Source organism: Schaalia sp. ZJ405, from assembly GCF_011038885.2.
Lineage (GTDB): Bacteria > Actinomycetota > Actinomycetes > Actinomycetales > Actinomycetaceae > Pauljensenia.
In genome coordinates this window covers 1,022,077-1,038,359 of record NZ_CP064952.1, presented here as the reverse complement: position 1 = coordinate 1,038,359, position 16,283 = coordinate 1,022,077, and the positions used below count along the sequence as shown (strand labels likewise).

Genomic DNA, 16,283 nt, shown 5'->3' with positions numbered 1-16,283 from the left:
TAGGCTTTCAGCCGTGCAGGTCGTCAATCTTCTTCACTCGGGCTTCACCGACTACCGTGAGGTCGACGCAATGCAGCGCCGCCTTCACGCCGACACTCTCAACGGTGGCCCCGATTCCCTCATCGTCGCCCAGTTTTCGCCGACATGGACCGCTGGCCGTCACACGAAACCCGAGGATATCCGCGATCAGTCGCTGCCCGTGATCGCCGTTGATCGCGCTGGCTCAGTCACCTGGCATGGCCCCGGCCAGGTCGTGATCTACCCCGTTGTCCGCCTCAAGCAGCCCGTTGACCTGATCGCGTGGATTCGTTCCGTTGAATACGGTGTCATTGAAACGGTCCGCGAGGAATGGGGACTACCTGCGCGCCGCATTGAGGGACGCGCCGGCGTGTGGCTGACCGAGGAGGGATGCCCCGACCGGAAGATCTGCGCAATCGGACTCAAAGTCGCTCAAGGCTCAACCCTTCACGGAATCGCCCTCAATGTGTCAATCGACCGCGCCCACGCTTTCGGAGGCATCATCCCGTGCGGGCTCGCAGACGCTCAGGTGGCGTCCTTGAACTGGGAGGGCATCACGTCGACCGTCAGCGCCGCCGCAGACGCACTGATTCCCCGTCTTTTCCATTCCATCCGCCCCCAGCTAGCCACCCCCGACCAGGAACTTGAAACGAGGACGACGGCATGAGCACACTGCCAGACCCGGAAGGCCGCAAGCTTCTGCGCGTTGAAGTTCGTAACGCGCAGACTCCGATCGAGGTCAAACCTCCGTGGATTCGCACGACAGCGCATGCCGGTGACAATTACCAGGACATGCGTCACCTTTCCAAGAGCCGAGGCTTGCACACCGTGTGCGCCGAGGCAGGGTGTCCGAACATCTACGAATGTTGGCAGGACCGTGAGGCAACGTTCCTCCTGGGCGGAGCCCTGTGCACGCGCCGCTGCGATTTCTGCGATATCGCCACGGGACGCCCCACTGAATATGACAGGGATGAGCCACGTCGCATCGCGGAGTCCGTGAAAGAACTGGGTTTACGGTATGTGACGATCACCGGGGTAACACGCGATGACCTTCCTGACGGTGCTGCCTGGCTGTATGCGCAAACATGTCGTCTGATCCATGAGTATTCCCCCGGTACCGGTGTTGAACTGCTCGTTGATGACTTCCGTGGTCAGCCTGAAGCGATCGACAGTGTGGTTGCTGCCAAGCCTCAGGTGTTTGCTCATAACCTCGAAACTGTTCCCCGAATTTTCAAGAAGATTCGACCGGCGTTCCGCTACGAACGCTCCCTGGCAATGATTGACCGCGCCCACGCTCAGGGCATGGTAACGAAGTCGAATCTCATTTTGGGAATGGGTGAGACCCGCGAGGAAATTTCCGAGGCGATGCGTGATCTTCACTCGTCGGGTTGTGATCTGCTCACTCTCACACAGTACCTGCGTCCCTCTGCCCTGCATCACCCCATCGACCGATGGGTTCATCCCGAGGAATTCCTTGAGTTGGCTGCCGAAGCTAAGCAGATCGGTTTCGCCGGAGTCATGGCCGGTCCCCTTGTGCGTTCGTCGTACCGCGCGGGCCTCCTGTGGGCCAAGGGGATGCGTGCCCGAGGGTTCGAGATTCCCTCTGAGCTTGCCCACATTGAGGATTCCGGCTCCACTCTTCAAGAAGCCGGGTCTGTTCTTGCACGTCTCAAAGAACGCGAGGCTCATCGCCGCGAGGATGCGCAGGTGCGTCCTCGTCAATCTCAACAGGTGGCTCCGTGAGCACTGCCGAGCGGCACGCACCCACGGCGTCGGAGGGGCCGTCGCCTAGCCGCCGCCCGTCACGTGCGCCAGCGCCCTTGCCGGACCTTTCGCCGGCGCGTGCTCTCATGCGAGCAGCCGCGCAGCATCCGCAACGCCTCAGTCTGATTGACGCGGAAACTGGCATTTCGTGGACTGTGTCTCAGGTGGCACAACTGGTTCGGCGCACCGCCGCGTTCCTGTCTTCCCGAGGAGTCACTGCCGCAGATCGTCTGGTCATTGCCGCCGAAAATTCGCCCTGGCATTTCCTTCTTCATCTTGGCGCATCGTGGCTTCACGCAGTGACCGTACCGATTTCTCCTCGGCTTCCACCCCAGCGGCTCCACAGACTCTGCGACCAACTATCTCCCGCTCTGACAATCACTGACGAGGACGACGCTGGCCTTCCCCACGCAATCAGCCTGACTCATTTCGCTCAGGAGGTTGAGGCGACCAACCCCATCGCAGGTGACCCACCGGCGTGTCACAGCGAGGTCGCAGCGATTATTTTGACCTCGGGGTCCACCGGGGAGCCGCGTCGCATTGAATTGAGCCATGCGCACCTGTGGTGGGCCTCGCAGAATTTTCGTGACGGTTTCGAGTACTCCCCCGGTCATCACGTGGTCGGGGTCTGCGCACCGCTGACACATGTCGGCGGTTTCAATGGGACAACCCTCGATACGTTAAGTCACGGTGGCACCCTCGTGGTGATTCGCCGTTTTGACCCTGAGAAGGTTCTGCGGGCCATCGAAAGGTACCGCATCAATATGATGTTTCTTGTACCCGTGATGTGTCACGGTCTACTTGCCGCGCAAGAACGGTGTCACGCGGACCTGTCATCGCTGGTTAAACCCTTAATCGGTGGCGACGCTCTCTCACCGGCTCTGGCCTTGCAGCTTCGTTCACTTGGCCTAAGTCCCATCCATGTCTGGGGGATGACAGAAACCGGAGGTGCAGGGGCGTTACTCAGCGCGGATATCACCAACGCGGATGGGGCGATCGGCCAGCCCTTCCCCTATGTCACCATGCGTCTAGCTGGCGAGGAAACAGATTCTGCCTCGATAATCGCTACGGGTCAACGCGCAGCCGGGGAGCATGAGGCCAGGGAAATCCTGGTGTCAGGTCCGAATGTTGTTGGCGAGGACGAGTGGTTGCGCACGGGTGACCTGGGATACCGCGATGATCACGGGTGGATTCACATGGTTGGCCGTGCCTCGCGGTTGATCAACACGGGAGGGGAAATGGTTGCGCCCTCACCCATTGAGGAGGCGCTCTCAGAAATCCCCGGCATCGCTCAGGCTGTTGTGGTCGGCGTGGCGGATGACACGTGGGGGCAGATTGTTGCGGCTCTCGCCCAATGGAATGGGAGCGGCGCCCCTCCCAGTGTTGCGAAGATCCAGCGGGCGTTGGCACACAAGTTGGCACCGTGGGAGCAGATTCGGCGGGTGCACTGGGTGGACACTATTCCCGTGAATCCGAACGGCAAAGCGGATATCGCGCGCATCAAGGAGTTCTTCGCAAGCTAGTCCGCTTGCGCGAGAATGCGCGTGGGACGTTTGTGGGCCCGGCCGGATTCGAACCGACGACATCTGCGGTGTAAACGCAGCGCTCTGACCAACTGAGCTACAGGCCCTTTCGCACTGTCACGCGGCCTCTACTCTGTCTGTGGTACCGACGTGTACAGCACGGGAAAGTTTAGTGGGTGTTCCGGTGATCCACAAAACCGCTGGCGAACACTGAGAATCCGTTGGTTTCGACATCAACGGGTGAAACTTAGGTGCGCGTGGTCCGTGGTTTTCTACTTCGACCGAGGACGAGCGGTCAGGCGAATTCCCGCCCAGTCATCTCCCACTGAAGCAGCCGAGGTCGAATGAAGTCCGGCAACGTCAGCAGCATCTTCAACGTCGGCGACTGGCAGCGCTCCGGGGCGGTTTGGTTTGGGGATGAGAACCCAAATGAGGCCGCCGTCATCTAAGTTCGACATCGCATCAACGAGGACGTCTGCGAGATCTTCCTCTTCGGCATCGTCTGCTCGCCACCACACGATGGCTCCGTCGACAACATCGCCGTAGTCAACGTCCGCGATCTGTTCGCCCGTTTCTTCTTCGATGGAACGACGAAGATTCTCGTCGGCATCGTCGTCAACGTAGAACTCTTGAACAATCTGTCCCGGCTGGAATCCGAGGCTCATCGCCACGATGAACAACCACCTTTCGGCGAGAGCGCTCGCTGCGCTGAATGACACATCACGTCTCCATTGTAAAGCAGATCACCGCGACGAGGAAAAGTCCACGCGCAAATCTGCGAATTGTTCCACCACCGAGCATCGGGACCTAGGTCCACTTCCAACCGACACAAACGACTATCGACGGAAGAAATTGTCACAAAGTGTGGTCAACAACCACCCCCCCCCCATAGAATTACATTGAAACCCTTATATGTGAACCTCCTATCAGGACGGACGCGAAGATGAGTGTCAAACGCAGGCTCTTGCCTGGATTGCTTGCCATAACCATCGCTTTCACTGGGCTGCCAGCAACGGCTGTCACACCAGATACCGATGTCATTCCTTCTCCTCCCCCTTCAACGACGGCGGAATCTTCAGCAGTAGCTGAATCCTCAGCGAATTCGGAGACACCTCAGTCAGCAACCGCAGAGCCAGCTGGCGACGAGTCCAACGGCAGCGGAGCTAGCGCTTCCCGATCTTTAGGCGGTGCGCCAACGGCAACCGAAGCTGCGCCCACACCGGTTTTGCGTTCCCGAGCTGATGGAGACCCGGCTGCCGGAGCTGATGACACATCGCGCGTGACACTCACGGTTGGCACCCTGACTGCCGAGAATAAAGTGATTAAAGGTGAGACTACTTACCTGATGCATAAGCCCATCTCCGATGTCGTCGATCTGGATATCTCGGCTGAAGACTATTCGCTGGAAAATCCCTATCTTCGGATTCGCATCCCAAAGACAAATAAGCTCACCGGCGTCAAAGTTGTTCCTTCCCAGGCCGGAACAACCGAACGAAGCAGTGATGAGCAGTATGAATACGTGACATCCCGGTTCTCATCATTGGCTGGAGGCACACAGTACACCTACCCATACACTTTTGCTATTGACGGAAAATACGCTCAACCGGGAGATACCTTTACTGTCGACGCAACTCTTTACACAGCAGATGGGGTAGAAATTGCTCACGATTCCAAGACATACACGGCTCGCGGTGTCGGTTACACCGCATATTCGTTAGCAGAAAAACGTGCGGGGGCGAATTACAACTACAGCATCAGGGATACACCGAATGGTCACAACAACCGTGGCAGCAAAGTCACAGTGAAGGATTCGAGTGTCACAACGATTCCCGAGGGAACATCAGTGACATCGAATCTTTATCTGTCGATCGCCCCGGATAACGGAAATAGAACCAACGAAGGACTTGTTGTTCCCAAGAACGTCAAGATGGTGGTCACTCTTCCTGCAGGTGCGCGAATCCAGTTCCCCGGTCCAGATGTTACCGTCAAAGATCTTTCCGAGGGGCGCCAGGAGGTCACCTTCATCAAATCTGATCCATCGTTTGATCGGAATTTTACCACTCATTCGAACGGAAAGTATGCGACATTCGGGGAGTTTTCGCGCGCAAAAGAAAACTCAAATTCCCCCAAGAGACACTTAAAAATTCTGTTTACCGGAGTCCCTCTTGATACGGACCTTCCGGTGACCATTGACTACTACGTCAATGCCGAGAGCGACGGCACGGGTGGCACCAAGGTCGGTTCTCGCACTGAATTTTATCACTTCCCGAAAAACGTCTTCACGAAAACAGGATCCAGGCTCCTCTATAAAAGCGGCACCATCTTTCAGGCGCATAACGTTCCCCTTGAATCGGCTTATAACAAAGAGGAATACTATTGGCATAATGAGCATATTTACGCCGGTACCAAAGATTTCACCGATCCAGGTCTTGGATACTATGCTTTTTTTGGTAACGAAAACAATGGGTCCGGACCTACCGGACGCGATCGGTTCCAAGGTGGAAAGACCACTTCAATCACTGAGGTTATTACAGAGAACACCGACTCGCGAACCCGATTCTCATCTTTTCGTCTCGCACCAGAACCAGAAATTACCCCAAAAATAATAGTCAACGACGATAACCGCGACATCATCGAAGCGAATGAGAAGATCGTTGAAGAGGGAGTCAATAAAGGTAATACGAAGCTCTATGGTGTTCGTGCGGATGGGACTCGCGAGCTGATTAAGGAACATGTGCAGCTCGGTGACGATATTGCGATTACTGAGCAAACAGAAGGTGAGTTCACTCAGCTTGTTCTTGCCTTTGAGAATCCCGTCCTCTTCGACAACACTCGCCTGATAGTGAGAACGTTCTCCAAGTTGACGACGGCAGAGCAGGAACGCCTCAAAGCGTCGCCAACTTTCGATACATTCACGCTACGGGAGAACATCGCCGTCGCACTCGAAGGCGAGACGTCCACTCCGTTTAAGTTTAACGGAACTATCAATATCTCTCCTCTGCGGCCAACCGTTGATCAAAACAAACCCGAAGATTCGGCGGTAACTTACCAAATAGATAAGAAAGGTCAGCCCACTTCTCGTTTCCGACTGACGGTTGGTCCCACATTGCCTAACGGCCTCCACACAACAGCGGAAACAACCTATGGCCCTCTGACGGAAATCCGAAATATACGGACCGTTACTCTCCTGCCCGAAGGTGTTGAGTACGTGGCGTCTCTACCAGACATGAGCTCAACGACAGTCACGACCGTCGCGAACTATCACGGTACCGGTAAGACAGCGGTGATTGTTGACTACGGAACTGTGCCAGTCGCTACGTATTCCCGTACGAAGTTGACGCTGCTGGCGACAGCGGCAACGACGGGCGGCCCACATGAGATTCCGACCTACATGATGTGGGATGGTAATGATGTCGCTTCGCCAGCGACGAACCCTTACACGGATGCGCTTGACCTGGACGAAGACGGCGACACAACCGAAACCTTCCAGGTCAGAACTTCGACGCTGACATTCACTCCTCCCAAAGAGTTCGTACTCACAAAGCAGTCCAGTATTCACGGTGCAACGTCGAGCAAGGTTGCTGGTGATCTTGGATCGGACCTGTCCCACCGACTGGTGGCGTATAACGGATCACGCAGTCCAATGAATAGTCTGACGATCATTGATGTTCTGCCATATCAGGGTGACCATGCGATCGTTGAAACCGCCTCAGGTTATCCGGAGCGTGGGTCGACTTTCACTACCGGTTTAACTGGCAGTTTAGAGGATGCGAATACCCCGGAGGTGAATGCAAAGTTTGCGTTCTCCTACCAGCTGACCCCGCAAGGTGCTGACCTCGCATCTGTGCGTGATGGAGAGTGGGTGCCGGCAGACCACGTCACCGACTTCTCTCACGTGAAATCTGTACGTGCCGTTCTCAAAGAAGGCCAGAAAATTCCCTCGGATACGGCTGTGACCATCGTCATTCCTTCACGTATGCCCACAGACACATCCTTGAAGGACATTTCCGTCACTGATGCCGATAAGGCCGTGAATACGGCTGCGTTCTCCACCAATGGCTCGGTGTTCACCGAAGCAACGAGCACGACGGTACAGATTCAGAAGTACCACATTAAAGGCAGGTATTTCGTTGACATTAATGGGGATTCGTCCTACACGGCAGGCACAGACAAGCCGCTTGCCGGACGCGAACTCCACATCGTGAACGACGACGGCACCCCCGCGAAGGATCCCAGCGGCAAGATTCTCCCAGCTGTCGTCACCAGTGCTGACGGCACCTATGACGCCACCATCTACGCCACAGGAACCTACCGCCTCAAAGCCTTGAAAGCCCAGACAGAGGACTTCGTCACCACCCCAGGTACCGGCGTTAGCGGTAATAACATTGACGCAACCACTGTTTCTGGAAACGAAGTGACAACAACGAGCGTTAACCTCGTTGCGCACAATGCGACTCAGGTGCGCAATGTTGCTATCAGGTTGATTCCTGGCACGGTCACCATCACGAAAACCTCTAAAGCTGAAGACGGGACTGCGGCTTCTCCTTTGGCCGGCGCGGTATTCCGTCTCACAGATACGGCAGACAAGCAGGTCACGGGAACCAACGGCGAAGTGATCCAAGACGTCACCACGAACACCCAAGGAAAAGCAACATTCACCAATGTTCCCCTGGGAGCCTACAAGGTCGTTGAAATCACCGCCCCCACAGGCTACGCCCGGTCTGCAACCAAGCACGATGTCACGCTCACCCGCGACGCGGTCAACGCCACTCTTGCCGTGGAAAACGCTCTGGACCGCACCTCAGTACAGGTCACGAAAGTATGGAACGACGCCAACAACCAAGACGGCATCCGCCCAAGCGAAGTGACAATCACTCTCAAAGCTGACGGCACATCGGCTGGTAAATCGGTCAAGCTCAATGCTGGCAACCACTGGACAGCCACATTCGAGGGCTTGCGTGCCTACACCCCCCAAGGCACACAGATTGCCTACACAGTTGAAGAAACCACAGTACCCGATGGGTACACCTCGCAAGTCAGCGGAACAGCCGCTAACGGATACACCGTGACGAACACGCACCAGGTTGCTCGGCGTTCTGTCAGCGTGTCGGCAACCTTCTCCGACAATGAGAATCAGGACGGTATTCGTCCAACCTCTGTAACCGTCACATTGCTTGCCGATGGTGTGGAAACGGACAAGACCGCAACCTTGAATGCAGACAACAACTGGTCCGCAACCTTCAACAACCTCGAGGTCAACAACAACGGCACCCCCATCACCTACACCGTCAGGCAGAACGCGATCACCGACTACACAACAACACCCGGCGGAACAATGACCAACGGCCTGACGCTGCGTAATACGCATGTTCCTGCGGTTGTTGATGTGCCGGTGTCGAAGGTGTGGGTTGATAATGGTAATGCGAAGAACCTGCGTCCAGCATCGGTGACGGTCAGCCTTAAAGCTGATGGCACCGCGGTGGCTGGCAAGTCACTGACGCTCAATGCTGGGAACCAGTGGACAGCTTCGTTTACGGGACTGGCGAAGTTCAAGGCTCCCGGTCAACCCATCACATATGAGGTGGTTGAAGACGCGGTTGACCATTATGAGTCAGTAACCTCAGGCACAGCAGCCACTGGGTTCACCGTGACCAACACGATCACCGGTCAGGTGTCGGTGTCGGCAACAAAAGCATGGTCTGGGATTCTCCCCGATCATGCTCCCCAGGTGCGTCTCGCACTACTGGCCGACGGTCAGGTTACCCAACAGCAGGATGTTAATGCTGGGAATAACTGGCAGCACACCTTTACGGGTCTGCCCCAATACGATGGTGGTCGTGAGATCGTCTATACGGTCGGTGAGGTCACCGACAATGGGCTGGTCACCACGACGGGGACGTTAACTGCTGGGGGTCATGACTACACTGTCGCGGTGACTAGTCAAGGTCACGCGTTTACCGTGACAAACACGCTGGTGAACCCCACGATCACGGTCAGTGGCACCGTTGTGTGGGTGGACAACAACAACCAAGATGGTGTGCGTCCCGCAACAGCGACGGTGCGTCTGATCAGTAACGGCACCCCCACCGGCGCCATGATTCCAGTAGATGCCAACGGGGATGGAACATTCTCCTTCACCGACCTGCCCACCTACGACAATCACGGCAACCCCATCACCTACACCGTAAGCGAAGAGGACATGACCGGTTACACCTCAACGGTTAATGGAAAGCTTGCTGATGGGTTTACGGTGACGAACACTCACCAGCACGGCACACGTGCTATTAATGTCAGCAAGGTGTGGGATGATGCGGGTAACCAAGACGCTATTCGCCCCACCGAGGTGACTGTCAAGCTGGTTGCTGATGGTGTGGACACGGGCAAGACACTCACCCTGGATGCTGAGGGTAAGTGGGCTGGAACCTTTACTGGTCTTGACACCAACAAGGCCGGTAAAGAAATCCACTACACCGTGGCCGAGGATGCGGTTGAGGGGTACACGGCGTCCTATTCGGGTTCGATGAAAGATGGTCTGACTGTCACCAACACCCACGAGGTCGCTACACGTGACATTGTGGTGACCAAGGTGTGGGATGACGCGGATAACCAGGATGGTATTCGCCCAGACTCAGTCACAGTGAAATTGCGCGCCGATGGTAAAGACACGGGCAAGACACTGACTCTGACCGCTGACGGCAAGTGGTCTGGGACCTTCACCGGCCTTGAGACAAACAAGGCCGGCAAAGAAATCCAGTACACCGTAGCTGAGGACAAGGTCGCTAACTACACGGCTGAGTACGGCGGGACAATGAAAGATGGCCTCACCGTGACCAACACCCACAAGGTCACCAAGCGTGACATTAAGGTCACCAAGGTGTGGGAGGATGCGGATAACCAAGACGCTATTCGCCCAGACTCAGTGACCATCAAGCTGCTCGCAAACGGTGTGGACACAGGCAAAACCCTCACCCTGAATGCTAAGGACGCGTGGACTGGAGTCTTCACTGGTCTTGACACAAACAAGGCCGGTAAAGAAATCCAATACACCGTGGCCGAAGATCCGGTCAAGGAATACACCCCGTCCTATTCGGGGTCGATGACAGCGGGTCTGACCGTCACCAACACCCACAAGGCCGCCAAGCGTGACATTGTGGTGTCGAAGGTGTGGGATGACGCGGACGATCAGGATGGTGTGCGCCCCACCGAGGTGACTGTCAAGCTGGTTGCTGATGGTGTGGAGACGGGCAAGACCCTGACTCTGACCGCCAAGGACACGTGGACTGGAGTCTTCACTGGTCTTGACACCAACACCGCGGGTAAGGAAATCCAGTACACGGTTGTTGAGGACCCAGTCAAGGGATACGACACGGCTGTCACTGGGAGTGCTGGTGATGGGTACACCGTGACCAACACCCTCATCCACGGCAACATCACCCTGACCAAGGTCAGTGACACCGGCACACCCCTAGCAGGTGCTGTGTTTGAGTTACGTCGCCACGACGGACACGTCGCAGACACCCAAACCACCAGTAAAGATGGCACGCTTGTGTTCACCAGGGTTGCCTACGGCAAATACACGGTTGTGGAAACACACGCCCCCAAGGGATACCGCAACACCACCCACAGGTTGTCCGCGCAAATCACCACACACGGTGAAACAGTGGACCTGGGCACAGTGGTCAACAAGAAAATCCCCACCCTGGCACACACCGGCACCAACACCCTAATCACAGGAACACTCGGAGCAAGCCTCCTCATCCTCGGAACACTCCTTATCCAACGACACCGACGCCGACGCTTGGAGGACTAACACACCACACACAGCGTGAAGGAATCACCATCACACCAACCCCCCTCACGCTGAGCAGTGACACAACAAAGTGGCCCCGGCAGAAACAACACCTGCCGGAGCCACCCCACACCCCCCACCAAAAACCCAACTACCAACAAGAACCCCCATAAAGAAAAAGCCCTTCGCCCTCGCCCCTGAAACTCATCTCAGGCGCCGCGCGCTGTCCGATACCCCTCATGTTGGGTCAGAAGTCCCACATTCGCTCGCATTTCAGGCCCGTCAGAGGGACAATATGTGAGTAACGCACGAGGGCGTGTCTGCCACGCAACTCCACAAGGAAAAGGAAGGCGCGAGTCAATTGAGCGAGAAACATCCTCCCGTCGTCAACGGACTTCTCAGACAAGTCCCGGATAACGATCCTCAGGAAACCGCTGAATGGGTTGAATCTCTGTCGGGACTCATTGAAGAGAAGGGCGGACCGCGCGCCCGATACATCCTCCTCCATATGCTCGATAAAGCACGACGAGAAGGCGTCCAGCTCCCGCAGGAATACACCACCCCCTACGTCAACACGATTCCCGTTGACCAGGAACCCTACTTCCCCGGAGACGAAGCAACAGAACGCCAATACCGTCGATGGATTCGATGGAACGCCGCCGTGATGGTTACGCGCGCGCAGCGCCCCGGAGTTAAAGTCGGCGGGCACATTTCCTCCTACGCATCCGTTGCCACTTTGTACGAGGTCGGTCTCAACCACTTCTTCCGCGGCAAAGACCATCCCGGCGGCGGTGACCATGTGTTCTTCCAGGGCCATGCCTCCCCTGGCCCCTACGCACGCGCATTCGTTGAAGGCCGCATCACCGAAGAACAGATGGATGGCTTCCGTCAGCAGGCATCGAACGAGCACGGCATTCCCTCATACCCCCACCCCCGCCAGATGGAGGACTTCTGGGAGTATCCAACCGTTTCGCTCGGCCTCGGCCCCGCTGAAGCGATCTACCAGGCGTGGTTTGACCGCTACCTGCATCTGCGCGGAATCAAAGACACGTCCCAGCAGCACACGTGGGCCTTCATCGGCGACGGTGAAATGGACGAACCCGAATCGCGTGGAATGCTCCAACTGGCCGCACAGCAAGGTCTTGATAACCTGACCTTCGTCATCAACTGTAACCTCCAGCGCCTCGACGGTCCGGTGCGTGGAAACGGCAAGATCATTCAGGAACTCGAAGCATTCTTCAAGGGTGCCGGGTGGAACGTGATCAAGGTGATCTGGGGTCGAGGCTGGGATCAGCTTCTGGCCACCGACAAGGACAATGCCCTGATCAACGTCATGAATGAAACCCTTGACGGTGACTACCAGACCTTCAAGGCCAACGACGGTGCCTACGTCCGCGAACACTTCTTCGGTCGTGACCCGCGCACGAAAGCAATGGTTGAAAATTGGACCGACGAGCAAATTTGGGCACTCCAGCGCGGCGGCCATGACTATCGCAAGGTATATGCCGCTTACAAGGCCGCGATGGAGCACACCGGCCAGCCAACCGTCATCCTCGCCCACACGATCAAGGGCTACGCTCTGGGCTCACACTTCGCCGGTCGTAACTCAACGCACCAGATGAAGAAGCTCACGCTTGAGGATGCGAAAAACCTTCGCGATCGCCTACAGATCCCCATCACCGATGAGGAACTTGAACGCGATCCGTACATGCCGCCCTACTACTTGCCGCCGCAGGACCACCCGGCTCTGCTGTACATGAAGGAACGTCGCGAAAAGCTCGGCGGATGGCTGCCGGAGCGTCGTGATGACCGTGACCCGAAGCTGCCCGCACTGCCAACGAAGCCCTTTGCAGGCCTATCCAAGGGTTCCGGACCGCTTGAAGTTGCCACAACGATGGCGCTCGTTCGCCTCCTTAAGGACCTCTTCAAGGACAAGGAAGTTGGCAAATACTTCGTTCCGATCATTCCTGACGAAGCACGAACCTTCGGCCTGGATGCGATCTTCCCCTCCGCGAAGATTTTCAACACGCACGGTCAGAACTACACCGCCGTTGATGCCGACATGATGCTCTCCTACAAGGAATCCGAGCAGGGTCAGGTCCTTCACACGGGCATTACCGAGGCCGGCTCGGCTGCGGCATTCCAGGTAGCCGGAACGGCGTATACAACGCATAATCTGCCGATCGTTCCCGTGTACATCTTCTATTCGATGTTCGGTTTCCAGCGTACAGGCGACCAGTTCTGGGCTGCCGGTGACCAGCTAGCCCGTGGTTTTGTTATCGGCGCAACGGCAGGTCGTACAACCCTTGCCGGCGAGGGACTCCAACACATGGACGGCAACTCGCATGTGTTGGCATCAACAAACCACGCCTTCGTCAACTACGATCCCGCCTACGCCTACGAGATCCGCTACATCATGGAAGACGGTCTCAAGCGAATGTACGGCGAGGGCGATGAGCGTGATCCCAACGTCATGTACTACCTCACGGTGTACAACGAGCCAATTCACCAGCCTGCTGAGCCGGAAAACCTTGACGTTGAGGGCCTCCTCAAAGGCATTTACAAAGTCGACGACCATTCCTTTGCCGGGGGGCCAAAGGTTCAGCTCCTCGCCTCGGGTGTGGGAGTGCCGTGGGCGCGTCAAGCGAAGACTCTCCTACAGGATGACTGGGGTGTTGACGCGGCGGTATGGTCTGTTACGTCGTGGTCTGAATTGCGACGTGATGGTCTTGAAGCTGATGAACACAACTATCTGCATCCGAATGAGGAACCCCGCGCCGCGTACCTCACGCAGAAGCTCTCAGGTGCCGAAGGTCCGTTCATTGCGACTTCGGACTTTGATTCGCTGACGCAAGACATGATTCGCCCGTGGGTTCCCGGTGACTATCGGGTGCTCGGTGCCGACGGTTTCGGCATTGCGGACACGCGCCGCGCCGCCCGGAGGTTCTTCCACATCGATGCTGAAACGATGGTGGTACGCACCTTGGCTGCGTTGGCTGATCGTGGAGAAATTGACCGCAGCGTGGTTCAGCAGGCCATTGATCGCTACGAGATTTTCAACTACGCGATCGGAGTGCAAGATGCTCACGACCATGACCATGACCACCACGACTGAGGATCCGCAATCACGGTGCCTCACGCCAAACACGGACTATCAGCGATCAGCGATCAGCGATCGATGATGGCTTCGCGAAAGATCACGTGAATCCGCGTCGTGGGTTTTGAGATCACACAGTAACGGCAGGTTCGCCCGTATGGGCGGACCTGCCGTTATTGTGTGCGATGAAGTTGTTGCACGTCAGGGATGACGTCCCACGCTGATTAGAGCGGCATCTTTGGCTCTCGTATGCTCTTCATTTGGTGCTTTGGGGTGTGATCCCGACGTGCACTCTCAGTATGACACATTCCGCAGCATTTGTGGCCCAACACACAAATACGTGTGTTCATTTCACCGCCAACTTCAGAGCTGATTGGTGATCACACCACCGCCGATTCCTGGCGATCCTCCCGTCATTTATCTTCGAGGTCGGACTCCTCCACAACACTGACCGACGGATCCGCACCGGAGTAGTAACGCGCATCGCGGTATTGTGGCCGCAGGAGATTCTCCACGGAAAGAAGTTCATCGAGAGCCCGCTCATCAAGAAGACCCATCTCAAGGACAACCTCACGAACATTACGTCCAGAGCGCGCACATTCACGACCAACAAGATCACCATTAGCATGACCGATGACCTCGTTGAGGTAGGTAACAATGCCAATGGAATTGAGGACATTGTGACGACAGACTTCCTCGTTCGCCTCGATGTCAGTAATGCACAGCTCACGAAGCGTCCGCGTGGCACGAATCAACAGGTGAAGGGACTCGAAGATCGACTGACCGATAACGGGCTCCATGACGTTGAGCTGAAGCTGCCCGGCCTCGGCAGCAAAAGTCACCGTCATGTCATTACCGATGACCTTGAAGCACACCTGGTTGACAACCTCGGGAATGATGGGGTTGACTTTCGCGGGCATGATCGAGGAACCGGCGGCGCGTTCGGGAAGGCGAATCTCCCCCAGCCCCGCACGCGGACCCGATGACAGGAGCCGCAGGTCATTACAGATCTTCGACAGTTTCACTGCGAGGCGTTTGAGCGCAGCATGCACCGACACATACGCACCCGTGTCCGATGTTGCTTCGATGAGGTTGTGTGCCCCTTGGATTGGTAGGCCGGTCACGTTACGAAGAATTCCCACCACGGTTTCCTGGTAGCCGGTGGGAGTATTCAGTCCCGTTCCAATGGCCGTGGCTCCGAGGTTCACTTCAAGCAGGAGCGCCGAGTTATTTCGCAGACGAGCGATCTCTTCTTCGAGGAGCACAGCGAAGGCAGTGAATTCGTTCCCCAGGCTCATAGGAACGGCATCTTGGAGCTGCGTGCGCCCCATTTTGATGATGTCGCTGAACTGATGCCCTTTGGAGCGTAGCGCGTCGATGAGTCGAGCAAGTTCAGCCTGGAGATCGTCAACTCTGGCGTACACGCCGAGCCTAAAGCCCGTGGGATACGCGTCATTCGTTGATTGTGACTTGTTGACGTGGTCATTCGGGTGGATCACATCGTAGCGCCCTCGTGCGTATCCCAGATGTTCAAGGGCGAGGTTGGCGATCACCTCGTTCGTATTCATATTGACGCTGGTTCCAGCGCCACCCTGGAAAACGTCGATGGGGAATTGATCCATGCATCGTCCGTCATCGAGGACTTGATCGCACGCCCAGACGATCGCATCGGTGATTTCATCAGAGAGAATTCCATGTTCATGATTCGCAAGGGCCGAGGCCTTCTTGACCTGAACCATTCCGCGGACAAATGCAGGTTCGTCACCAATCACTTGCCCGGAGAACTGGTAATTCTCTGTTGCCCTGAGGGTGTGAATTCCCCAGTATGCTTCAAGAGGAACCTCCCGCGTTCCGAGGAGATCCTTTTCTGTACGAGACGCCATCGTCATGCTGTTGCTCTTCCTTCGTTGGAAGCTAGTACTTTCGTCCTAACTATATAGGACTCTCGCCTCCACAAAAGGGCGATTCATCGCGTTTTTCTCATCATCTGATACTGTCAGGCATCGCACAATTGAGCACCGCGAACCTTAAAAAATTGGCATATTTTCAGGAAAGTTCGCCGTGAGGGGAGGCGCAGCACCATCCGTGACAA

General features: G+C 56.3%; 7 protein-coding genes and 1 tRNA gene. 5 read left to right on the top strand and 3 right to left on the bottom strand.

Going from position 1 to position 16,283, the window contains the following annotated elements; all coding sequences use genetic code 11:
* Positions 1-13 precede the first annotated feature (13 nt).
* The 3 genes from lipB to G7Y41_RS04235 are packed head-to-tail and all read left to right on the top strand — an operon-like array spanning position 14 to position 3,305.
* Positions 14-685 (top strand): lipoyl(octanoyl) transferase LipB, encoded by a 672-nt coding sequence (gene lipB / locus G7Y41_RS04245; protein WP_165315083.1) that lies wholly within the window; start codon positions 14-16, stop codon positions 683-685.
* Positions 682-1,761 (top strand): lipoyl synthase, encoded by a 1,080-nt coding sequence (lipA, locus tag G7Y41_RS04240; protein WP_165315084.1) that lies wholly within the window; start codon positions 682-684, stop codon positions 1,759-1,761. The genes lipB and lipA overlap by 4 nt, the downstream gene beginning before the upstream one ends.
* On the top strand, positions 1,758-3,305 hold the full coding sequence (locus tag G7Y41_RS04235) for a class I adenylate-forming enzyme family protein (RefSeq protein WP_231367371.1): 1,548 nt from the start codon (positions 1,758-1,760) through the stop codon (positions 3,303-3,305). Before lipA ends, G7Y41_RS04235 begins: the two co-directional genes overlap by 4 nt.
* 33 nt (positions 3,306-3,338) lie before the next feature.
* On the opposite strand, the gene G7Y41_RS04230 is transcribed toward G7Y41_RS04235, so the two are convergent.
* Positions 3,339-3,412, bottom strand: a tRNA-Val gene (locus G7Y41_RS04230).
* Positions 3,413-3,577: 165 nt separating this feature from the next.
* On the bottom strand, positions 3,578-3,976 hold the full coding sequence (locus G7Y41_RS04225) for a DUF3052 domain-containing protein (protein WP_165217936.1): 399 nt from the start codon (positions 3,974-3,976) through the stop codon (positions 3,578-3,580).
* A 272-nt stretch (positions 3,977-4,248) separates the two neighbouring features.
* Between G7Y41_RS04225 and G7Y41_RS04220 the strand changes: the two genes are divergently transcribed.
* Both G7Y41_RS04220 and aceE read left to right on the top strand, forming a co-directional pair.
* A complete protein-coding gene (locus G7Y41_RS04220) occupies positions 4,249-11,115 on the top strand; it encodes a Cna B-type domain-containing protein (protein ID WP_165315085.1) in 6,867 nt (2,288 codons plus the stop codon).
* Positions 11,116-11,455: 340 nt separating this feature from the next.
* Positions 11,456-14,209: a pyruvate dehydrogenase (acetyl-transferring), homodimeric type gene (gene aceE / locus G7Y41_RS04215; RefSeq protein ID WP_196819548.1), complete on the top strand. Its 2,754-nt coding sequence runs from the start codon at positions 11,456-11,458 to the stop codon at positions 14,207-14,209.
* A gap of 395 nt (positions 14,210-14,604) precedes the next feature.
* Here aceE and aspA read toward each other — a convergent pair whose 3' ends face one another.
* Positions 14,605-16,080 (bottom strand): aspartate ammonia-lyase, encoded by a 1,476-nt coding sequence (gene aspA / locus G7Y41_RS04210; RefSeq protein WP_165315086.1) that lies wholly within the window; start codon positions 16,078-16,080, stop codon positions 14,605-14,607.
* Positions 16,081-16,283 lie beyond the last annotated feature (203 nt).